13 protein-coding genes are annotated in these 22,619 nt (G+C 64.2%); 6 read left to right on the top strand and 7 right to left on the bottom strand.

Going from position 1 to position 22,619, the window contains the following annotated elements; translation table 11 throughout:
- Window positions 1-2: 2 nt before the first annotated feature.
- The 7 genes from QEP15_RS16100 to QEP15_RS16070 form a co-directional block, all read right to left on the bottom strand.
- Complete coding sequence (locus QEP15_RS16100) at window positions 3-440, bottom strand: acetyltransferase (protein ID WP_152384869.1); 438 nt, start codon at window positions 438-440, stop codon at window positions 3-5.
- A gap of 38 nt (window positions 441-478) precedes the next feature.
- Complete coding sequence (locus QEP15_RS16095) at window positions 479-2,218, bottom strand: M14 family metallopeptidase (protein WP_280147721.1); 1,740 nt, start codon at window positions 2,216-2,218, stop codon at window positions 479-481.
- Window positions 2,219-2,258: 40 nt separating this feature from the next.
- Window positions 2,259-3,125, bottom strand: coding sequence for an ABC transporter permease (locus QEP15_RS16090; protein WP_142054549.1), 867 nt, complete (start codon window positions 3,123-3,125; stop codon window positions 2,259-2,261).
- Window positions 3,126-3,130: 5 nt separating this feature from the next.
- On the bottom strand, window positions 3,131-4,054 hold the full coding sequence (locus QEP15_RS16085) for an ABC transporter permease (protein ID WP_152384867.1): 924 nt from the start codon (window positions 4,052-4,054) through the stop codon (window positions 3,131-3,133).
- A 163-nt stretch (window positions 4,055-4,217) separates the two neighbouring features.
- A complete protein-coding gene (locus QEP15_RS16080) occupies window positions 4,218-5,744 on the bottom strand; it encodes an ABC transporter substrate-binding protein (protein WP_280147720.1) in 1,527 nt (508 codons plus the stop codon).
- A 51-nt stretch (window positions 5,745-5,795) separates the two neighbouring features.
- Entirely contained in the window at window positions 5,796-7,649 is a 1,854-nt protein-coding gene (locus QEP15_RS16075) for an ABC transporter ATP-binding protein (protein ID WP_280147719.1), read from the bottom strand.
- A gap of 9 nt (window positions 7,650-7,658) precedes the next feature.
- Complete coding sequence (locus tag QEP15_RS16070) at window positions 7,659-8,171, bottom strand: winged helix DNA-binding protein (protein ID WP_280147718.1); 513 nt, start codon at window positions 8,169-8,171, stop codon at window positions 7,659-7,661.
- A 201-nt stretch (window positions 8,172-8,372) separates the two neighbouring features.
- Between QEP15_RS16070 and QEP15_RS16065 the strand changes: the two genes are divergently transcribed.
- From QEP15_RS16065 to QEP15_RS16040, 6 genes are all read left to right on the top strand, one after another.
- Complete coding sequence (locus tag QEP15_RS16065; protein WP_280147717.1) at window positions 8,373-10,091, top strand: ShlB/FhaC/HecB family hemolysin secretion/activation protein; 1,719 nt, start codon at window positions 8,373-8,375, stop codon at window positions 10,089-10,091.
- Between the two features lie 25 nt (window positions 10,092-10,116).
- Window positions 10,117-20,787 (top strand): hemagglutinin repeat-containing protein, encoded by a 10,671-nt coding sequence (locus tag QEP15_RS16060; RefSeq protein ID WP_280147716.1) that lies wholly within the window; start codon window positions 10,117-10,119, stop codon window positions 20,785-20,787.
- Window positions 20,787-21,167: a hypothetical protein gene (locus tag QEP15_RS16055; protein ID WP_280147715.1), complete on the top strand. Its 381-nt coding sequence runs from the start codon at window positions 20,787-20,789 to the stop codon at window positions 21,165-21,167. Before QEP15_RS16060 ends, QEP15_RS16055 begins: the two co-directional genes overlap by 1 nt.
- A gap of 79 nt (window positions 21,168-21,246) precedes the next feature.
- Window positions 21,247-21,756 carry a hypothetical protein gene (locus QEP15_RS16050; protein WP_253856657.1) on the top strand — a complete coding sequence of 170 codons (510 nt, stop codon included), beginning with the start codon at window positions 21,247-21,249 and terminating at the stop codon, window positions 21,754-21,756.
- Between the two features lie 219 nt (window positions 21,757-21,975).
- Window positions 21,976-22,125, top strand: coding sequence for a hypothetical protein (locus QEP15_RS16045; RefSeq protein WP_280147714.1), 150 nt, complete (start codon window positions 21,976-21,978; stop codon window positions 22,123-22,125).
- Window positions 22,126-22,152: 27 nt separating this feature from the next.
- Window positions 22,153-22,599 carry a hemagglutinin repeat-containing protein gene (locus QEP15_RS16040; RefSeq protein ID WP_280147713.1) on the top strand — a complete coding sequence of 149 codons (447 nt, stop codon included), beginning with the start codon at window positions 22,153-22,155 and terminating at the stop codon, window positions 22,597-22,599.
- The last annotated feature ends 20 nt before the right edge of the window (window positions 22,600-22,619 follow it).

Here is a 22,619-nt window from a genome sequence, read left to right as displayed (position 1 = left end):
CCTTAGCCGGCCAGCTTCATGTGAATGATGGGAAAAGGGCGGCCAGCGTCGTCGTGGGCCGAGCGTCCCACGTCTTGAAATCCGTAGTGCTTGTAGAAGCCGTGCGCCTGCGGATTCTGCTCGTTCACGTCGACCAGCAGCGTGCCATGCAGCGAGCGCGCAAAGTTAAGCAGCCGGCGGCCGGCTCCCTTGCCGCGCTTGTTGGCATCCACGAACAGCATTTCGACCTTGTTGCCGCTCAGGCCCATGAAGCCGGCGACTTCGCCGGCATCGTCCTCACAGACCCAGACCCTTACCGACGGCAGGTAGGTGTTCAGCACCTTCGGGTACATGGCCTGGATTTCCTTTTCCGTCAGGAAAGTGTGGGTGGCGCGCACCGAACGAAGCCAGATGTCCACCAGGGCCAGATCGTCGCCGTGGTTGCGTTCTCGGATGTTCATTTTTTTTATTGCGGGTTCAAGCAGCGGGATCCAGACGTCTAAAGCCCCGCGCGATACAGATCGGTGGCCGCCAGGACGGTTTCCATCTGCACAGTATGCGCGAAAACGAAACGGTCTCCGTAGACCGTTTCATCCGGAAACTCCGAGATGAGCGCCATTGGCAATTCTTCACGATCGGTTTCCGTGACCTGCACGGGAATGCCGTTGAGCACGTCGAATCCCTTTTCCAGCGCGTGCGCGTGAAAGAGTTCCAGTTGCCGCGCGTTGAATTCCACCAGCCCCGGCACGTTGCGGGCAAGCCGCGCGGTGACGCCTTCGATCAGATGCCGGGCGCGCTCGCCCCAGCCCGGATGATGGCGCAGCACCAGGAAGAACCCCTTGGGGATGGTCCACAGTTCAAAGTGGCGCGGCAGGTAGCCCGACAGCGGACGCGTCCATTCGTGCGCGGGATAGCCGTGCAGGTTGATGTGCAGCTGCGCGCCGCTGATCGCATGCGCCTGATGGCGGCCTTCGCGTTCGAAGAACGGCGCGCGCTCGCGGTAGGCGATATCGTCGCCCAGCGCGCTGTAGCGCGAGGCGTGCAGCATGTGGCGCGGATGCTGCTCTCGCAGCCGGTTGAACAGCGCGTAGCCATCGGGATTTTCCGAGGCGATCAGCGCGAAATGCGCATCGCCGCGCGCGGCCAGCGTCTGCGCTGCGCGCAGGGCGCCCACCACGCCGGACGTTTCGTTGGCGTGCTGCGCGCCCGAAATGAAGACGGCTGGACCCGGGCCGCGCACATAGGTGCCCAGCACCGGACGGCCCTGCCGGGACACGGCCTGGAAAGTGTCGCCGCCAAAGGCCGCCATGCACCCGGCGATCTGCGCGGCCGACAGCGGCTCGCGCACCTGCGCCAGCGGACCGGCAGGCGACGCCGGCGTCACGGGCGCGACGGGTGCAAAGGGCTCCACCGAGATCTGCACGCGCGGCGCGCCATCGTGGCGGCGGATGTCGGGAATGATCTGGCCGGGTTGCAGGCCCCGGTCGCCGGAAGGGCGGCCGGAGTGCTGCTGGAAGTGCTCGAGCAGCGAGAAATAAATGTCTTCGTGCAGCGCCTCGAAGGTGCTGACGATTTCCTCGTCCACCGGCAGCGCGAAATCGATGCCGGGCAGGTCGACGCGGATTTCCAGCCGGTCGAAATACGGCTCGTGCGCGCCCCAGGTGTGGGTGCGCACCGAGTCCATGATGCTGCGAAAGAGCAACTGGTATTCGGTGGCCTGCGCGGCGTCGGTCTGCACCGCGCCGCTCGCGTCGCGCACCCGCAGCCAGCCGGTGGGCGACAGCTCGGGCGTGCCGTCCGGCGCGTGCCCCAACTGATTGGGTGCGAAGACGCGGGCGTCGAGCGTGCGGCCGTCGGCATAGCCCAGGGTAACGTCGTAGTGCAGGTCGTTCACGCCGGGCAGCATCGTCACGCGCACGTCCTTCAGCAGCGCGACGAGGGGGTAGGCTTCGAGCGTGAAGCGCTTGGCCTGCGCGTGCTCGTGCAAGGGGTAGCGGATCTCGGCCGAGACCAGCCCGTCGTGCTCGACCTCTTCAAGGAAATAGTGCAGCAGCGGCTTGTAGGCGCTGCGAAAGCGCGCCGTCACGCCGGCCTGTTGCAGCCGGTCTTGCGCGGCGCGGCGGGCTTGGGCGCTCTCGAACAGCCAGCCTTCCACGACCGCGCCGCGCCAGGCCGGCGCCATGTAGGCGTGCGTCCAGGCGTCCAGCGTGCGATCGAAACTCTTGTCCAGCAACGACATACTCAATATTCCTTCCGCGCCCAGGGTGCGGATCGATTCATCAGACCTTGCCGGTCGGATCCAGGCGGTCGCGCAGCCAGTCGCCCAGCAGGTTCAGGCCCAGCACCGTCAGCATGATGGCCAGGCCAGGAAAGACGCTGACCCACCAGGCCGTCTGCATGTACGTGCGGCCATCGGCAAGCATACCGCCCCAGCTCGGGATCATGGGATCGACGCCCAGGCCCAGGAAGGTCAGGCTGCTTTCCAGCAGGATGTTGTTGGCCACGTTCAGGGTCATCAGGATCACCAGCGGACCCAGCAGGTTGGGCACGATGTGGTGACGGATCATGGCCAGGTCGCGCACGCCGAAGGCGCGCGCCGCCAGCACGAATTCACGCTCGCGCAGCGCCAGCACCTGCGCACGCACCAGACGAGCGTACTGCACCCATTGCGACACGATCATGAAAAAGATGACGTTGAACAGGCCGCCGCCCAGGATGGCAATGAAGGTGATGGCGACCAGGATGAAGGGCAGCGCCAGTTGCACGTCGGCAAAGCGCATGACGATCATGTCCCAGAAGCCGCGGTAGTAGCCGGCAATGAGACCCATGATGATGCCCAGCAGCGCGCCGCCCAGCACCGAGGCAAAGCCCACCAGCAACGAGATCTTGCCGCCGACGATCACGCGCGCCAGCACGTCGCGGCCCAGCGGGTCCGTGCCGAACGGGTGGGCGGCCGACGCGAAGGGCGCCATCAGGCGCGCGGCCAGATCCATGGATTCGCCGCCGTCCGGAAACAGCCAGCCGGACGCCAGCACGAGCAGGACCATGACGCCGGTCAGAAGCGCGCCCAGCACGAATTCCAGCGACCGATAGCGGCTGCGCGGCTTCATGGCCTTCGGGGCGGCGGGGGAAGTGGTTGTCTGCATGATGCTCAACGCGTGCGGATACGGGGATCGACGATGCCGTAGGCGATGTCGACGATCAGGTTGACCAGGACGATGACGGTGGCCAGCACGGTGACCGTGCCTTGCAGCACCGGATAGTCGCGGCCGGAAATGGCGTCGAATGCCAGCGTGCCCAGCCCGGGCCAGTTGAAGACCATCTCGATCACCACGATGCCGCCGATCAGGCCGCCGAACTGCAGGCCCAGGTATGTGATCAGCGGAATGGCGCAATTGCGCAGCGCGTGCTTGTACAGCACGATGCGTTCTTTCAGGCCCTTGCTGCGCGCCACCATGATGTATTGCGCGGACAGCGTTTCCAGCATCGTCGTGCGCACCAGGCGGATATTGGTGGCGCTAAGGATGATCGCCATCGTCAGCGACGGCAGCACCAGGCTGGCCGGACCGCTCCAGCCAGACGGCGGCAGCAGCGGGAAAGTAATCGACAGCAGCAGCACCAGCATCAGCGCCAGCCAGAAGTTGGGAAACGACAACCCCACCAGCGACAGGATGCGGATGGCCTGATCGGTGGGCTTGCCGCGCTTGATGGCCGCCTGGATGCCCAGCGGCAGCGAAATCAGGATGGACACGATAAGCGACGTGAAGGCCAGCATCAGCGTGGCCGGCAGGGCATCGCCGATCAGCTTGGCGACCGAGGTGCCGCCCATGAAGCTGCGCCCGAAATCGCCGTGCAGCAGGCCTTGCATGTACGACAGGTACTGCTCGTGGAACGGCCGGTTCAATCCGAGCGCCTGCCGGATGTTGGCCAGATCCTGTTCGGTCACGCTGCCGGACCCTTGGCTGAGCATCAGCGCAGGGTCGCCGGTCAGGCGCACGGCATAAGAGACAAGCAGCGTCACGGCCACGATCACGAAGACCGCCTGCAACACGCGTTTGATGAGAAATCCGGTCATAAGGCGCCGCACCGGCTTGCGCCGTGGCGGGAAAAGGGTGTTAACGCGGCATCGGTTCGCACCAATGCCTCAACGAGGCACACCCCCAGCGGGATGCCGCGGATCCGGCTCTGCCGGTCCGCAGGCATGCCCCTGGGGGAGGCGCGAAGCGCTCGGGGGGGACTTACTCTACGGCCGTATCCAGGAAACGGAAGCGGATGTCGCCCGGAACTTCCAGGTTCTTCACGCGCTTGTTCACGCCCACGATCGTGTTCAGGCTGTACAGCGGCAGTTCCAGCGCCTGGTCGGCCACGTACGCGGCGATCTCGTGCAGCATCGCTTCGCGCTTTTTCACGTCGTAGACCGTGCGCTGCGCTTCCAGCATCGCGTTCAGCTTGGGATCGTTGTCGTACGGATTCCACTTCTGACCCGAGTGGTACATCAGGTACGCCGTGTTGTCGTAGTCGTACGTCCAGCCGCCCCACTGGTTCTGCCACATCTCGCCGGTCTTGCCGCCGGGAATGATGTCGTTGAGCAGCACGCCGGTTTCATACGGCTTGATGGTGGCGCGCACGCCCACGCCTTGCAGGTAGCCGGACACGGCCTGCGCCACTTCGCGGAAGTTAGAGTCGCTGCCGCGCACGTCGATCTGCACCGTGGCGCCCGGCTTCACGCCGGCGGCCGCCAGCAGCTTCTTGGCTTCGGCAGGATTGAAGGGCAGGGGCTTTTGCTCGGGGTTGTAGCCGAACGACTGCGGACCCTGGAAGCTGGCGATGGTCTTGGCCTGGCCCAGCAGGAGCTGCTTGACGATGGCGTCGCGATCGACCGCCATGATCAGCGCACGGCGCACGTCGCGGTGCTGCGTGATGCCGTTCTTGGTGTTGTAGCGCAGCGCGAAGGCCACCGGGCCGCCCGTGGAGATGACGTCGGCGTTGCCCGACTTCTTCACGGTTTCGATCAGGCCCAGCGGGATCAGCGTGGCGATGTCGATGCGGCCGGCCTGCAATTCGGCGACCTGCGTGCCGGGTTCGCCGATGAAGCGATACACCACCTTGTCCAGCTTGGGCTTGCCGCCCCAGTATTCGTCGTTACGCGCCAGCGTCACGTTGACCTTGGGCTGGTAGCTGTCGAACTTGAACGGACCGGTGCCGACCGGATGCGTATTGAAGTTGTCCTCGCCCTTTTCCGTGATGTACTTGGGCGGCACGATCATCGCGCCGTAGCCCGCCAGCTTCGTCAACAGCACGGGATCCGGCTGCTTCAGGATGAAGTCGACCGTGTACGGGTCCACCACCTTGACCTCGCCGATCGAGTCGTAGTTCGACTTCTGCGGGCCCTTGGCGCCTTCCGCGCCCAGCAGGCGGTCGAACGTGAACTTGACGGCGTCGGCATTGAAAGGCTCGCCGTTATGGAACTTGACGCCTTCGCGCAGCTTGAAGCGCAGGCGCTTGTTGTCGTCCAGGTATTCCCAGCTGGTGGCAAGGCCCGGCTGCAGCTTCAGGTCGGCGCCGCGCATGGTCAGGCCGTCGTACAGGTTGCTGCCGACCGAACCCCAGAAGGTCACGAACGTGTCGATCGGATCCCAGCTTCCCGGATCCTGGTTGATGGCCACATTGAGCGTGCCGGCGGCGTGCGCCGTCGACACGGGCAGCGCGGCGGCAAGGGCCAGCGTCAGCGCGGTGGCGGAGAGGGTGGTGCGAAGGAATTGCATGGTCGCCTCCAGGGACGGGAAATCGGGTCGGACCGACGGATAAAAGGGGTTTCAGGCGGCGCGGGCGACCTGATGGCCGGGCGCGAACTCAAAGAGAGGAACGATCGCGGGCTCATCGCCCACGCGGCGCACCGGGCTGGGGATCTCGCCCTCGATCAGGGAAGTGTCGATGTGGCGGCCGGGCTCGGCCACCGGCACCGCCGCAAGCAGCTTGCGCGTGTAGGCGTGCTGCGGGGATTCGAAGATCTGGCGGCGCGTGCCCAGTTCGACGATCTGGCCCAGGTACAGCACCGCGACGCGGTGGCTCACCTTTTCCACCACCGCCATGTCGTGCGTAATGAACAGGTACGACAGTCCGCGATCCTTTTGCAGATCCATCAGCAGGTTCAGGATCTGCGCCTGAATCGACACGTCCAGCGCCGACACGGACTCGTCCGCGATGATCAGTTTGGGATTGCTGGCCAGCGCGCGCGCGATGCACACCCGCTGGCGCTGGCCGCCCGAGAACTCATGCGGATAGCGCGTGGCGTGCTCGGGCTTCAGGCCCACCTGTTCCAGCAGCTCGCCCACGCGCCGCGCGATGGCGTCTTCGCCGCTCAGCAGGCCATGCGTGCGGATCGGCTCGGCGATGCTGAAGGCCACGGTCTTGCGCGGATCCAGCGACGCATACGGATCCTGGAAGATGTACTGGATCTCCTGGCGCAGGCGCTGGCGTCCCGCGCTGTCCATCGAGAAAATGTCCTGCCCGTTGTAGCGCACCGCGCCGGACGTGGGCGCCACGAGCTGCTGCAAGGTCTTGCCAATGGTGGACTTGCCGCTGCCCGATTCGCCCACCAGCGCCAGCGTCTCGCCGGGATAGACGTCAAAACTGACCTGCTCGACCGCATGCACCCGGTGCGTGACGCGGCCGAACAGGTTGTGGCCCACGTCAAAGCGCGTGGTCAGCTTGTCCACGCGTAGCACCGGTTCGTCGTAGCGTGCGGTGTCCTGTTCGCGGGTCTCGCCAACTTCGCGCAGCGTGTCGCCTTCCAGCACGGTCTGCGGCGTGCGCAGCGGCAGGTCGCTGCCCGTCAGGCTGCCCAGGCGCGGCACGGCGGCCAGCAGCGCGCGCGTGTAAGGATGCTTGGGCGCGTTGAAGATTTCCTGCACCGTGCCTTGCTCGACCTTCTTGCCGCGAAGCATGACGACCACGTCGTCCGCCATCTCGGCCACCACGCCCATGTCGTGGGTAATGAAGATCACCGCGGTGCCCAGGTCGCGCTGCAGTTCGCGGATGGTGTTCAGAATCTGCGCCTGGATCGTGACGTCAAGCGCCGTCGTCGGCTCGTCGGCGATCAACAGGCGCGGCTGGCACGACAGCGCCATCGCGATCATCACGCGCTGGCGCATGCCGCCCGACAACTGGTGCGGATAGCGGTCCAGCAGCTGTTCGGCATCGGGCAGGCGCACCTTTTCCAGCAGCTTGCGCGCCGACTGGCGCGCCGCCGAACGCGACAGCTGCTGGTGCAGCATGATCGCCTCTACGATCTGGTCGCCGATGGTGAACACGGGATTGAGCGACGTCATCGGCTCCTGGAAGATCATTGCGATGTCGTTGCCGCGGATCGCGCGCATCTGTTCGTCGCTGGCTTGGGTCAGGTCGACCTCGCGATCATCGCTGCCACGGAACAGGATCTGGCCGGTCGAAATGCGGCCGCCGCTGTAGTCAGTCAGGCGCATGATCGCCATCGACGTGACGGACTTGCCCGAACCGGACTCGCCCACGATCGCCAGCGTGCGGCCGGGCCGCACGTCGAAATCCAGGTTGTCGACGGCGCGAAACCCGCCGGTGTCGGTATTGAAATCGACCGATACGCCGCGCACGGACAGCAGCGGGGCAGGGGCGGAGACAGGAATGCTAGACAACGTGGATTCTCACAGCGAGGTGGCGGCGCGGGCGGCCTGGTCGTACAGGCCCGAAAGGGCACGCAAGGTATTGGCCAGTTGATGACTGGCGTTGTCGGCGGCGGGGGAGTCGATGAACGGTTTGACGAGGCACTGCTCGCGCACTTCGGCGTAGCGCTGGATGGCGGCCGCGCCAGCGTCGGTGGTGGTGTAGATCACTTCCTTGCCCGTCTTGGCGCTTTGGACGACGCCCAGGCGCTCCAGCTTCTTGAGCGAGTAATTCACCAGGTGGGTGTCTTCGACATTGAGCGTGAAGCAGATGTCGGCCAGTTTCTTGCCCCGGCCCCGATGGAATACGTGGTTGAGCACCAGGATATCCAGCGACGTCAGTTCGGGCAGCCCCGCACAGGCCATGCAACGCACCATCCAGCGGTTGAACGCATGCGACACAATGATCAGGCCGAATTCGACCTCGGACAGCTCAGGCGCGGAAGACGCGAGGTGGGAAGACGAAACGATGGCATCCCGAACGGATACAGACATGGGCAAGGCAGGCAAAGGGACGGATCAATGACAAAACGTTGGCGAATTATTGACGATTTGTAGATATGCCGGCATTCGGGTTAACCCGGCCCGATATTTCAGAGTTCTCTGATTTCTGCGGCTTGGCGAGCGTTTTACAAATTCACTCCCATCGATCAACAGGAGACGACGCTCGGCGCTTGGCCGAAAGCGTCCAGACGTATGAGCGGATCGCAGCACTTTCACGGAGCATGGTTGATCTGGGTGGCGCTTTGCGCCGGCGCGGGCATCGGTTCGGCGTGGGCGCAACCCGCTCCTGAGGCAGCACAGCGCGCCACAGAAATCCAGCGCCGGCAGGAGCAGGAAATCGATGCTCAACGCGCCCGGGCGGCAGAGCGTCCCGACGTGCTGTCAGCGCCCTCTGTGGCCCAGCCGGGCGGGCTGACCCTTCCCCCCGAAACCCCGTGCTTCGTCTTGCGGGAAGTCATCTGGGAAGGCGCCGAACCGCCGGATCTCCTGGCGCGCGCCACGGCCATCGTGCTGGGCGAATGCGTGGGCGGCCGCGGATTGCGGGCGCTTCAAGAACACCTGATCGGCTTGCTGATCGACGACGGCCTGGTCACCGCGCGCGTCGTGGTGCCCGAGCAGTCGCTTGCGGAGGGGTCGCTGACGCTGCGTTATCTGCCAGGCCGCATTTCCGCTGTTCAAAGCCAGGACGGCATCGGTTGGTGGCGCACGGCGTTGCCGACCGGCCCGGGCGGCGAACTGAATCAGCGTGATCTGGACCAGGCGCTTGAAAACATCCGCCGTCTTGGCAGCCAGGCCGACGCGGCCATCGATATCGCGCCGGGCCCCGAACTGGGCGACTCGGACATTCTCATCAAGCCCGGCACCGGCAAGCGCTGGCATGGCTACCTGGGTGGCGACAACGGCGGCATGGATACGGTGGGCAAGTACCAACTCAATGCCGGCCTGACCCTGGATTCCCCGCTGTTCCTTTACGACCAGTTGTCGGTCTCGTGGAACAGCAATGCGCACTGGCGCGACGCCGACTCCCACACGCGCGCCGCTTCCATCAACTACAACGTGCCGTTTGGCTACTGGACCGTCTTCGCGGGCGCCAGCAAATCCACATACCGCCAGACGGTCGCCGGCTTCGAAGAACCCATCGTCTACGGCGGCACCACCAAGCAGATCCAGGCAGGCGTATCGGTCGTGCCGTACCGGCGCACCTCCTACAAGGGCAACCTTTCGCTTACCTTGCTGCGCAAGCGCACCGACAGCACCCTGAACGACGTGGCCATCGACGTCCAGCGCCGCGACGTCACGGGCTACGAGATCGGCTACTGGCATCGCCACTACGTTGGCCGGGCCGTGCTGGACATCGGCGGCGGCGTGCGCGGCACGCTGCCTCAGTTCTCCGACGAGCCCGGCTACATCTATGGCGACCCGGACTGGAACGGGCGCAGCACGATTCTTACCGCCAGCGCGGGCGCTTATCTGCCGTTCCAGGTTGCCGGGCAAACGCTTGCCTATCAGGCCAACTGGCAGATCCAGCACGCCAAGACGGCCATTGTGCCGGCTGACTACTTCACGATCGGCAACCGCTACGCCGTGCGCGGCTTCGATGGCCAGATGACGCTCGCCGCCGAAGACGGCTGGACACTGCGCAACGATCTGTCGTTCAACCTGGACGATCTGACCGGCCTTGCCGGCCAGCAGCTCTATACCGGCTTGGACGTCGGGCGGGTGGGCGGCCCGTCCGCCGAGTACCTGTCCGGCCGCACGCTGGTCGGCGCGGTCGCAGGCCTGCGCGGCCGTCTGTCCATTCCCCATGTCAGCGCCAGCTACGACCTTTCGGCCGGCTGGCCGCTCAAGAAACCCGAATCGCTCAAAACCGCGTCCACCGTCTTCGCGATGGCCGTGATGCTCGAGTTCTAAATCCGCTGTTCCCCGTCAGGTGCGCATGATGTCCAAGCTTCGTTCGTTGATTGTCTGGTCCATCGTCTTCACGCAGGTCTGGACGCCCGTGCTGGCGCAGACGCTGCCGATCTCCGTCGACAAGAACGTGGCCGGGCAAAAGCCGACCGTGGGCGTCACCAACGGCGTGCCGGTCGTCAACATCGCGCCGCCGTCGGCGGGCGGCGTGTCCAACAACCGCTACACGCAGTTCAACGTGGGACCGTCCGGCGTGGTGCTGAACAACAGCGGCGGCGCCAGCCAGACGCAACTGGCCGGCCAGGTGGCCGGCAATGTCATGTTGGGCAACCAGCGCGCCACCACCATCCTGAACCAGGTCACCGCGCCCAACCCGTCGCAACTGATGGGCACGCTTGAAGTCGCGGGCAACCGCGCCAACGTCATCGTCGCCAATCCGGCAGGCATCACCTGCAACGGTTGCGGCTTTCTGAACGCCGATCGCGCCACGCTGACCACGGGCCGTCCGCAGGTGGGGCCTGACGGCAACATCGCGCTGGAAGTGGCTGGCGGCAAGCTGCGCGTCGAGGGCCAGGGGCTGAACGGCACCGCCGCCAGCCAGGTCGACCTCATCGCGCGGACGCTGGAAATCAACGCCGGCGTCTGGGCCGACCGGCTCAACGTCACGGCGGGTGCGGCGCGCGTGGACTACGCCACCGGCAACGCGACCGCTGGCCCAGGCGAGGGCCCGGCGCCCGTCGTGGCGCTGGACACCGCGGCGCTGGGCGGCATGTACGCCAACAGCATCCGGCTGATCGGCACCGAGGCGGGCGTCGGCGTGAACGTGGGCGGCAACCTGGTTGCACTGACCGGCGACCTGGAAGTCAGCGCATCGGGCGACGTTCGTATCGCGCCCAGCGCCGCCGTGCAGGCGGCGCGGGATCTGCGGCTGGCGTCCGGGCGCGACGTGGCGGTGGACGGCGCCGCGCAAGCTGCGGGCAACGTGGCGCTGGCCGCTGGCCGCAATGCCGCGATTACGGGGGCGGTGGGCGCGGGCGGTTCGATCGATGTGAACGCGGCAGGCAACGTAAGCGTCGCCGCGCAGGCCGCGGTGCAGACGCAGGGCGCGCTGCGGGTCGCGGCCGGGCAGGATCTGTCGTTGGGCGGATCGGTGCTGATGGGCGGACAAGACGTACGGGTTGAATCCGCGCGGGATGTGCGGATCGGCGGCGACATCGCGCCGGGAGGGATGCCGCCGGGCGGTGGCGCAGGCACGGGGAACGCGGGCTCCGGTGGTTCGAGTTCCGGTTCGGGGTCCGGCTCCGGGTCGGCGGCGGGCGGTTCGAACGCGGGCAACGGCGGCACGGCGGGCACCGCCACCGGCGCGGCGCAAGTCGGCACGAATTCCAGCGGTCTGGTCACAGCAGCAGGCGCGGTAGCGCTCAAGGCGGGCCGCGACATGGTGCTGCCAGGCCAAGTCACCGCCGCGGGCGCGTTGCATGCGCAGGCTGGCGGCGACCTGACGACGGGGGCGACCGCTCAGATTCAATCAGGGGGACCCGCCCAGATACGTGCGAGCGCGGACCTGAACCTGGGCGGACTTGTCGGCGCGCGCGGCGACTTGTCGCTGATGGCCGGGCGCGACGCACGGGTGACGGGCAAGGGGTCCGCCACCGGCCGCATCGGCATCGACGCGGCGCGCGATCTGCGCATGGACGCACCCGCGCAATGGGACGCCGAAGGCGAGATTGCCGCCAAGGCGGGCGCCAGCATGACGCTGGCTGGCACGCTCCGCGCCAACGGCAACACTGCGCTGACGGCGGGCCAGACGCTGGCGGTCGACGGCACGATCACGGCCGCGTCCGGCAGCATGACCGTCTTGACCGACGGCGACGTCGCTCTCGGCGCGAATGCACAGTTGGCGGCGGCCGGTCCCGTTGGCCTGACGGCTGGCGGCAGCCTGCAAAGCCTGGGCAAGGTCACGTCGCTGAAAGACCTGTCGATGCAGGCGGCGCGCGACATGACGCTTGATGGCGCAACGCTCGCGACTGGCGATCTGCAGGTGCAGGCGGGCGAAACGCTTGCGACATCTTCCGCCTCACGCCAGCAAGCGGACGGCTCGGTGACGGCCATGGCAGGCGACGCGTCGCTGGCGGGCGCCCTCATCGCGGGCCAATCCGCGCAGATCACTACGCAAGGCAGTCTGCGGGTGGACGGCACGCTACTGGCCGACGCTGGCACGCTTCAGGCCGCCAGCGGCGGCGACATAACGCTCGGGTTGGCCAGCACCCTGCAGGCCGCCCAGCAACTCACGGCCCAGGCTGGCGGCAACCTGCTCGCAAATGGCGCCGTCTCCGGTGAGGCCGACATTCATCTTTCCGCAGATTCCCGCGCCGAACTGAACGGCAAGACGGTCGCCAACGGCACCCTGCGCGCCGAAGCGGGCACGGACCTGACGGTGGGCCAGGGCGGGCTGGCGCAAGGCAACGCCAATCTTTTCCTCGTTGCAGGCCAGGACCTGCGCGTCGCTGGCACCGCAGGCACCGCGGAGCCAGCCGCGGGTCAGGCAGGGCTGCTGCAAGCCCAGGCCACCCGGGATCTCTTTGTGACCGGCCTCGTCACGGCGGGCACGCCCGCGAGCCTGACGGCCCAGCGCAATCTGGGCGTCGACGGCACCGTGGCGGCGCTTGCCGGCAACCTGACCGCCGACGCGGGCGGGCAATTGCGCGTCGGCGCCACCGGCCGCATGCAGGCCGCGCAGAACCTCATCGCGCAATCGGGCGCCGACCTGGCGTCCGACGGCGTCATCGTCGCGGGCGGCGGCCTGACGCTGGCGGCGACCGGCGATGCGCGTCTGGGCGGCACGGCTGCTGCGCTGGGCGAGGCGGGCGCGGGCAATTTGCTGGTTACCGGGCGCGATGTGATCGCCAAGCAGGGCGCGCAGTTGCAGGCGGCGGGCACCCTCACGGCGCAAGCCCAACGCGACGTCAGCGCCGCCGGAGCGTTGGCGTCCGTGGGCGACATGATGCTGTCGGCCGCGCGCGATGCGCGCGTGGACGGCACCGCCGCCAGCGATGCGAACCTGACCCTGACCGGCCGCAACGTCGCGGTCGGTGCGGCAGGCCTGGCGCAAGCCGCCGGCACGCTCACGTCCACCGCGCAAGGCACATTGCTTGCCGCCGGCAGCATGCTGGCAGGCATCACGCAAACCCTCAGCGCGGGCAGTGGCATGACCCTCAACGGCACCGTGGCCGCGTTGGAAGGCGACCTGAAGCTGGAGACGCAACACGGCAATCTCGACACGGGTTCTGCGTCCAGCCTGCAAGCGGGCGCAGCGCTGACCGCCACCGCGGGCGGCGCGCTGAACCTCATGGGTTCGGCTGCCGCCGGACAAGCCATGACGCTGCGCGCGGGCGGCGACGCCACGCTGGGCGGCGTCGCGGCCACCCAGGCCGGCAACGTCACCATCGTTGCCCAGGGCGCGCTCTCAACCACGGCCGACGGCCGCATCCAATCCGCCGCGGATATCGGCCTCCGGTCCGGCAGCCTCTTGAAGAACGCAGGCATTGTGTCCGCGGCAGGCGCAGCCTCCCTGTTGTCAGACACCGGCCTGACCAACACCGGCTCGGTGCTCGCGGGTAGCGACGTCACCGCCACGGCAAAAAACGCGCTGAACAACAGCGGCCGCTTCATCGCCGGTGTCGGCGAGGACGGCACGCTCAGCCTGCCCGGCAGCGTCAACTTGACCGCAGCCTTCATCACCCACCCGGGCATCAGCGCGGCCGGCAAGGACATGACCCTGGTGGCAGGCGGTATGGATCTGTCCGGCGGCAACGTCTCGGCCGTCGGCAAGCTCGGGCTCACAACCGCTGGCGACATCACCACGCGCAATGCCGTCCTGCACGGCGGCAGGGTCGATATCGCCGCCGCCAACTTGCGCAATCAAGACGGCAAGATCACGTCTGCCAGTAAGGCCGTCGTCAAACTGGGCGGCGAACTGGATAACACCGCCGGCCTGATCGCCGCTGCGGGCGATGCACGCATCGATGCCTCGCGTATCGGCAATGCCGGCGGCACGCTGGCGGGCGCGAATCTCACCTTGGTTGCGACCGGCGCCGTCGACAACCAGGGCGGCCTGATTCAGGCCGACGACACCGTGACCCTGAACGCCGCCAGCCTGGACAACCGCGCCACGCTGACCGCATCCGGATCGCCGCCCAAAGGCGTGCTGGCCAAAACGGCCACCATCGTCGCCGGCGGCATCAACAACCAGTCCGGCGCCATCAGCGCGGGCCAAGACCTGACGCTGGATACCGGCGAGCTGGACAACACCGGCGGCAACATCGCCGCTGAGCGCTACGCGACCATCAAGGCCGCAATGCTGAAGAACCACCAGGGCAAGTTGCTGGCCGGCGAACGCCTCGCGGTCACGATCCAGGCGCTGCAAGGCCTGGGCCTGCTGCAATCCGCGCAGGACCTGTCCTTCACCTACACCGGATCGCTCAACCAGACCGGCGACCTCGCCGCCGGCCGCGACCTGACGATGTCGGTCGGCGGCAACATGGACAACAGCGCCACCGTCAGCGCCGGCCGTGACCTGACCATCACGGCCAACGCGCTCAACAACCAGGCCAGCGGCGAACTGCTGGCCGGACGCAACAACACCATCAACGTCACCAACGGCCTCACGAACTCGGGCCTTATCGACGGCGGCGCGACCCACATCAACGCAGGCCGCGTCGACAACTTCGGCCGCATCTACGGCAACACCATCGCCATCCGTGCGGGAGAAATCGTCAACGGAGCAGGGCCCGGCGGCGGCGCGGTCATCGCGTCCCGCGGCGATCTGGATATCGGCGTGGGTTCACTCGTGAATCGCGAACATGCGCTGATCTACGCGGCCGGGGATATGCGCATCGGGAGCGCGCTGGACGCGAATCGCAAGGCGATCGGGCAGGCTGCGTCGCTCGTCAATGCGTCGGCGACGATTGAGGCTGCGGGCAACGCGGTGATTTCCGCGGTGTCGCTGCAGAACATCAATACGAATTACGCCAGCGAGGTGGTGCCGGTTCAGAAGGCCCCCAAAATCTACGTGACCCCGGCTGGCACGACCGACATGTACGACATGGAAACGCATTGGTTGTGCGACAAGGTCACCGCGCTTTGCGGCAAAACGCCAGATTGGCTGGACGACGATCCTGAGCGCAGGTTTCTGCTTCCATCCACAAGGTATCCCTACGAACGTTACGGTCCGCCGTTCGACTACACGCGCGGCGGCAGGGGCCAGTCCGGTGTCAATACGCCCATTTCCTTGGCCTACAAACCGGCCGTCTATACGTGCAATGGTGGTGATGCCGGTGAGTGCTATGACGTTCCAGAGGATTTCCTCTACAGCCTGGACGCGCGAGTGTGGTCTGTTTTCGGCGTGACACCTCCGGCGCCACTTCCCTACTGGAGAGAGCCCGCAAATCCTTGCTACGGCAATCAACCCCGGTGTGTTCAAGAGGCGGAGCAGCGCCTCGCATACGAGAATGCGTACGCTGCATACAAGGCCGCGTATTTGGAACTGGATCAGCGCATTCGCGAGTTCAATGCCGATTTCCGTACGCGCTTGGTCGGCACGTTCACGTATTACGTCGTCGAAGAGACCATCACCGAGACCCGCACCCTTTCTTCCGATCCTGGCCAGATTCTGTCTGGCGGCTCGATGACGCTGGTTGGAACCGTTACGAATGACAAGAGCCAGATTGCGGCCGGCGGCACCCTGTCGGTCAGTGGTCCGGCCATCAACAACATCGGCGCTGGCGGCCAGCGGGTCATCACACGCGTCGGCACGGCCACCGTCACCCAGCCTCGCGACAGCGACCGCAAGGAATACTCCGAAGCCTACAATCGCACCCTCGCCGCCGGATCCATCGAGCTGCCCGTCGGTACCTCCGGTGGCAACCTGTCGGTCTCACTCAGCGGCGCGGCGCCTGGCGCCAACGGCGCCACCGCAACCGGTCCCGTACTGGTTGCCAGCCTTGGTCTGCCCGGCGGCAACGTCGTGCGCACGGTCTCCAACCCGGCCACGATTCCCGACAGCCAGCTCTTCGCCGTCAGCGGCACACCCGATGCCCCTTATGTCGTCGCCACCGACCCGCGCTTCATCGGCAACCACGAGTCCGTTTCCAGCGACTACCTGTTCGGCCTCCTGCAACAGCCCGGCGCACCCGTCGGCAACGCGGGCGCATCCGGCGCCATCAAGACGGGCTTGGGCAATACCCCCGGAGGTCTTAATGCGCTGATTCCTGCTGGCGCAAAATTCCTCACGCCGTCCGGCGAACCCCGCCGCCTGGGCGACGGCTTCTACGAACAGAAACTCGTCTCCGACCAGATCCTGGCCACCACCGGCCAGCGCTTCCTAGACGGCTTTGGCGACAACGACAGCCAGTACAAACAACTGCTCGCCAATGGCGCACAGTTCGCCCTGACCAACGGCATCAAACTCGGCGCCGCGCTCACCGACGCCCAGCAGCGCCAGCTCACCACCGACCTGGTCTGGCTGGTCGAGCAGACCATCACGCTGCCCGATGGCACCACCGAGACTGTGCTGGTTCCGCAGGTCTACCTGCTGGTGCGCGAAGGCGACCTGAAGGGCGACGGCACGCTCATGGCCGGCCGAGACGTCAAGCTCGCCGCCGACGGCGACATCACCAACAGCGGCACCATCGGCGCGCGCGACGCCACCGTCATGACCGCCGCCAACATCGTCAACCAGGCCGGCGGCCAGATCCAGGGCGCCATCGTCGACCTCGCCGCACGCGAAGACCTGATCAACCTGGTCTCGCTCATCAAGGGCGACAACGTCGCCCTGTCGGCCGGCCGCGACATCGCGCTAACGTCCACCTCCGCCTCGGAGAACAACGGCGCCACCTGGGGTTCGTACGTCTCAGGCGTGTCCCGCGTCGACGCCGGCAACCTCAGCATGCAAGCCGGCCGCGACATCAACCTGACGGCCGCGCAAGTCACCGCCACAGAAGACGTGCGCCTGCAAGCGGGCCGCGACATCAACCTGGCCACACTGCAGGAAAGCCACGGTGAATCGCTGGTCCGCAACAAGAAGAACCGTCACGACCTGAGTACGAGCTCGGAAGTGGGTTCGTCCATTGCGGCGGATGGCAACCTTACGCTGATTGCCGGGCAGGACGTCAATGCGCGTGCCGCGGACGTGACGGCGGGCGAACAGCTGGCCGTGGGGGCCGGACGAGATATCAACCTGATGGCGGGCGTGCAAACCGGCTCGGCGTATGACGAAAGTCACTACACGAAAAAAGGGTTCATGTCGTCGAAGACGACGCACATCAAAAAGGCAGTTGACTGGGAGCAGTCCCTGGCCACTACCTTCACCGGCGACTCCGCCGTCCTGATGGCAGGGCGCGACCTCAACGTATCGGGCTCGAACGTCGGCGCGCAAATGGACTTGGTGCTGTCCGCGGAGCGCGACGTCAACATCCTGGCCGGTCAGAACGCCCAGGACAGCTACGACTACAAGATGGTCAAGAAGTCCGGCTTTGGCGCCATGGGTGGTCTTAGCTACGGTTCCAGAAAACAGACGGACTCGCTCGACAGCAAAAAGGTATTCCACAACGCCAGCACCGTTGGCAGCGTTGAAGGCGATGTCCTGATCAACGCCGGCAACGCGCTGAACATCACGGGCAGCAACGTCATTGCACGCCAGGGCGATATCACCTTGATCGGAAAAGAGGTGAACATCGGAGCGGCATTTGACACCACGCAGGAAAGGGAATTTCACGAGATCAAGCAGTCTGGGCTGACCCTTACTGCCAGCACTCCAATCGCCGATGCCGTGCAGACGGGCGTGCGCATGGCTGACGCTGCGGGTAAAACGGACAACTCCGTGATAAAGGGGCTGGCGGGCGCGACGACTGCATTGGCAGCCGTCAACGCGTACGATGCCGTCCAGCAAGCGGCCAATGTGAAGGACGCCAATGCGGTCCAGCAAGCCGGCGGCGTCAGCATCAAGCTCAGCGTAGGCAGCAGCAAGAGCAGCAGCACAACCGACCGCAACGCCTCAAGCGCCTTTGGGTCGACCGTTGCCGCAGGCAAGGATCTGACCGTCGTTGCGCAAGGCGCGGGCAAGGACTCGAACATCACGGTCACCGGCTCCACGCTGTCGGCTGGCAACAACGCGGTGCTCAAAGCCGAAGGCGACATCGTGCTGGAGGCCGCGCGCAACGTCTTCGAGCAAAAGACCACCAGCAAGAGCAGCAGCGCCAGTATCGGTATCGGGTACTCCTCCGGCGGGCAGCAAAACGGCTTCACGCTTGAACTTGGCGCTTCGGTGGGTCGAGGCAACGCCAACGGCAAGGACGAAAGCTGGACCAACACCAACGTGACCGCCGGCAATGTCCTGGCGATCCAGTCCGGCGGCGACACCACGCTAAAGGGTGCGGCCGCCAAGGCAGATCAGATCATCGCGTCGGTTGGCGGCAATCTCTTGCTGGAGAGTTTGCAAGACAGCAGCAAGTACGACTCGAAAAACAAGAGCGCGGGTTTTGGCATAAGTCTGTGCATTCCGCCGTACTGCTACGGCTCAAGCAATGCTTGGGCGAACGCTGGCGCCGGCAAGATAAACAGCAACTTCAAGACCGTGACTGAGCAAACGGGGTTATGGGCGGGCGACGGCGGTTTCCTGATTGACGTCAAGAACAACACCACGCTCATCGGCAGCGTCATTGCCAGCAGCGACAAGGCGGTCGCCGACGGCCTTAACAAGCTGACCACGGGAACACTGGTCACTGAAGATCTCAAGAACACGGCGCGCTACAGCGGCAGCCAGGTGTCCATCGGGGGCGGGTTCGGGTTTGGCGGGACGTCAGGCGACTCCGGCTTGGGCACCACCAAGGGCGGCCAGGTCGCAGGAGGCGCGTCCAAAGATGCGGGTACGTCCGTTTCGACGGGTAGTAGCGGCTTTGGAATGGGCACCCCGATCGTGGTCGCGGCAAGCGGCAACAGCAGTTCCACGACACAAAGCGGCATCAGCGGCGGGACGATCGTCATTCGTGATGAAGCGGGGCAACTGGCGCTGACCGGTGAGACGGCTGCCGAAAAAATCGCAGGGTTGAACCGGGATACGTCGGACACGTTGAATGCGCTCAAGCCGATCTTTGACAAGGAGAAGATCGAGGCGGGGTTTGAGATTGCTTCTGAAGCCCAGCGGCAGATGGGGCAGTTTTTGACGAATCGGGCGAAGGAGGCGGATGCGCTTGAAAAGGCGATGAAATCCGAGGCCGATCCTACAAAGTATGCGGAACTGAAGAACCAGTACGACGACGCCAAGCCTTGGCTGCCGGGCGGGACGTACCGTCAAATTGCAAACGCAGTCATGGCGGCGACGGGCAGCAACGTAACCGGCGCTGCTTCCGACATCGCTCAAAAGGCTGTCGTCAGCTACGTGCAACAGTTGGGTGCTGCTCAGGTGGGCGAATGGGTCAGCAAGGGATGGATCCGTGACGGATCTGCGGAACATGCTGCCTTGCAGGGGATAGTAGGTTGCGCGGGAGCCGCAGCAAGTGGGCAAAGGTGCGGTGCTGGTGCGACCGGCGGCGCAGCGGCGGTGGTCATCAATGCTCTGCTCGACAGTACTGCAGGTGGTACCAACGAAGAACGTGAGTCGCGTCGAAACCTGGTCGCGACGATTATCGCGGGCGCGGCAGTTGTGGCAGGGGCGGACGGTCTGGCCACGATCACGAACGCGGCCGTGGCTGAGTTGGACAACAATTCGCTGGATCCGAAGCTGCATCAAAGCCTGATCAACCGTCTTGCGCAGGCTGACCGACTGGAGCCGGAAGAGTACGACGATTTGATCCGTCGAATCAAAGCCGCGCATGCAGAAGGCACGCAGCAGGCGATGGACCAAATGAAGAGCGTTTTTGGCCCGGAGGCAATCGCAGAAACACGTGCCGCTCTGGAGGCGATGCTGGGAAGTGGTTCGGCCTGCGGGATGGTACCGAGTTGTGCACTGCAATTGACCAACTCAATCAAGGAGCTGGATAGTCTTCTGAGCCAGTATGAAACTCAGAAGTTGTTGACGCCGAAGATCGATGCGGGGCTGCTGATCTTCGATCTGGCCACAAGCGGGATTCTGGGAACGGTACGAAACGCCGGTACAACTACGCTGCGTATGATCCTGACGCGCGCTGCTGGCGACTCCTTGGAGGGCGCTGCAGCGAAGTTGGCATACGCCGACGGTGCGAAATGGGTTGTTCATAATGGGGAGGTCCTTGGTCATGACGGGACGGTTCTGGCTCGCCAAAACTCGGTTACCGGGAAGTATGAGTCCGTTGGCCCTCTTGAGCTTCCGCCCTTAGCTGTTACCTCAGGAGGTACCGCTAACGCAGCTACTGGTGGCAAGTTGGCGGATGACCTGATCGCAAGAATGACAAAGCCGAAAGTCGAGGATGTGGGACTTGCCCAACTAATGGACGAACTATATCGAGACGGTGCGAAAATTGGGTCTGGAAGCACCGCAGACGCGGTGCGATTTGAACTTGCGACCGGCGGCTCCGTGGGCGGCAAGCACCATGTGCAGAAAGCAGAAAACTACTCTGTGTCGCTGCAGAGGTGGTTAAATGCCAATCCGAATGCGTCTTTTAGTGATCGTTCGGCGGCAGAACATGTTCTGCGCGACATGCAAAATGCACTAATGGGGAAGTGATGGATGTATTAAGTGAGTTTGTGGATAAATTTCGCCGGTACGAATTTATTCGGCGCGGATTGGATGAGGAAATAAATTATTGGGGAGAGGACGTTCCCATAATGTTGTTGTTCTCAAGAATAGGAAGGGAAATAGCCGAAAATTTCGACTCAATTCCCCCCGCTGAGCGGATAGATATTCTTTCTCTCATAGAAGACGGAGTTTCTAGTGGCGACTTAATACTTCCTGATTATGTTGCAACAGGTCTATTAGAGGCGCTGGACGGTGCAGTGAGGAGAATAGGAGGCGGGCGAAGAAGCAAAATTTTTGTCCTTTTGGGTGAGCAGTCGAGGCACTATTTACTTGAGTGGGATAAATTATGGGGTGCCTCTGACAATTAGCTGCGGAAATTGGCCGCGGAGACCTGCTCCGAGATTTAGTGCGGCGTCGCATAGGGTCCGGCGTTAAAAGAGTTTCTTTTTGATTGGCCTATGGGAACTGCGCTGGGAGTTAACTGCAATGGGGGCGCTCGGTGTTGTACTCGACCGAATAATGAAAAATTCTCTTAGGGTGAATTATCAACGCCAGCTAATTTATGCTGGGCTTGATGACTTTTCACCAAATTCAGTATTTCCAGAGTACCTGGGCGGGGAAGTTGGGGAGGATCCCTTTCTATGGAGCCTTGAGGTGGCAAATTTTCTTGATCTCGGAGTGCGCCGCGGACTCCTGGAAGTGATGAATTGGGAATATTTGTTTTTAGAGTCACCGTTGGTAAGTGTGAGTGAGGTTTTGTTGCCTCGATATCCCTCGGGCGGTCGTGCGGTGCAGATGGAGATAATCTGGAATTCCTTATACTTTACCGGGACGGTTAGCTTGCTTGAAGATTTGGATAGATTTGGATTTCGAGTATGGAGTGCGCTGTCGGCGTCGGAGAATTTGGAATTCTTGCAGTGCATTCAACGTCGATATCAGTTCGAGCTCGGCCTTTAAGCTAAGTAGAACGGAACAGTCGCATAGGATCGGTCATGGGTCGGTTCTCGATCTACGAGTGCGGCCAGAAGGTGCGATTTCAGCGAGTTCGCTGATCGAGCTTGGTCGCATATACGGTGTTGTTTCAATATCGGCTACAGCAAGCAAGCCAGGACCGATTGGATGAAGGGAGAGAGCGGCGGTTTCTCCGCGTGTACCGTAGGAAGCGTCGGCGGCAACATGACCATCGATGCGAGACGCGACGTCGGTGTGTTCGCCAGCAGCGTGCTGGCGCAGGATGGCGATATCTCAATCGCCGGCAGGAACGTGGCCATCGTTGCAGGCGTGGGCGAAGCTCGCCAGCACGAGTATCACGAGTTCAAGCAATAGGGAATCACTATCGGCGTGGCGGGCGGCATGCTGGGTGCGGCCCAACAAATCCATGGCACGCTCCAACAGGCTGGAGAAGCCAGGAGTGGGCGTCTTGCTGCGGTCAAGGTTGGGCAGGCAGCGTACCAGGCAGTACAGGCCGACAGGATGATGGACGCTGCGAAGGGCGCGGAGGCCACCACCGCGCAGAAGGAAGCCGCAAGCGCGCAGATCCAAATCAGCGTGGGCTCCAGCAAATCCGTCAGCGAGACGAAACGCAGCCAGGAAACCGCATTTGGGTCGTCCATCATGGCCGGCGGCAACGTTTCGATCATTGCGTTGGGCGAGAAGGGTGTCGCCGGCTCTGGCAATCTGTCGATCATTGGAAGCGATGTCACCGGCAATGTTCCGTTGGTTGGAGTAGATAAAACTACGCAGACCGGTATTTCATCAGGTGTGAGGAATGGTTTGACTCATTTTAAAAATTCTGATTAAGTGAAATAGGTGGCGACGCA

The organism is Achromobacter mucicolens, assembly GCF_029866465.1.
Classification (GTDB): Bacteria; Pseudomonadota; Gammaproteobacteria; order Burkholderiales; family Burkholderiaceae_B; genus Achromobacter; species Achromobacter mucicolens.
The sequence above is the reverse complement of the archived record's forward strand: the minus strand, read 5'-3'. Positions and strand labels throughout refer to the sequence as shown.

What these genes read in the sequence shown, in the direction of transcription:
- QEP15_RS16045 (WP_280147714.1), top strand. Translation starts at nt 21,976, where the DNA reads ATGACCATCGATGCGAGACGCGACGTCGGTGTGTTCGCCAGCAGCGTG.
- QEP15_RS16065 (WP_280147717.1), top strand. Translation starts at nt 8,373, where the DNA reads ATGAGCGGATCGCAGCACTTTCACGGAGCATGGTTGATCTGGGTGGCG.
- QEP15_RS16090 (WP_142054549.1), bottom strand. Translation starts at nt 3,125, where the DNA reads ATGCAGACAACCACTTCCCCCGCCGCCCCGAAGGCCATGAAGCCGCGC.
- QEP15_RS16085 (WP_152384867.1), bottom strand. Translation starts at nt 4,054, where the DNA reads ATGACCGGATTTCTCATCAAACGCGTGTTGCAGGCGGTCTTCGTGATC.
- QEP15_RS16040 (WP_280147713.1), top strand. Translation starts at nt 22,153, where the DNA reads ATGCTGGGTGCGGCCCAACAAATCCATGGCACGCTCCAACAGGCTGGA.
- QEP15_RS16100 (WP_152384869.1), bottom strand. Translation starts at nt 440, where the DNA reads ATGAACATCCGAGAACGCAACCACGGCGACGATCTGGCCCTGGTGGAC.
- QEP15_RS16095 (WP_280147721.1), bottom strand. Translation starts at nt 2,218, where the DNA reads ATGTCGTTGCTGGACAAGAGTTTCGATCGCACGCTGGACGCCTGGACG.
- QEP15_RS16080 (WP_280147720.1), bottom strand. Translation starts at nt 5,744, where the DNA reads ATGCAATTCCTTCGCACCACCCTCTCCGCCACCGCGCTGACGCTGGCC.
- QEP15_RS16060 (WP_280147716.1), top strand. Translation starts at nt 10,117, where the DNA reads ATGATGTCCAAGCTTCGTTCGTTGATTGTCTGGTCCATCGTCTTCACG.
- QEP15_RS16070 (WP_280147718.1), bottom strand. Translation starts at nt 8,171, where the DNA reads ATGTCTGTATCCGTTCGGGATGCCATCGTTTCGTCTTCCCACCTCGCG.
- QEP15_RS16055 (WP_280147715.1), top strand. Translation starts at nt 20,787, where the DNA reads ATGGATGTATTAAGTGAGTTTGTGGATAAATTTCGCCGGTACGAATTT.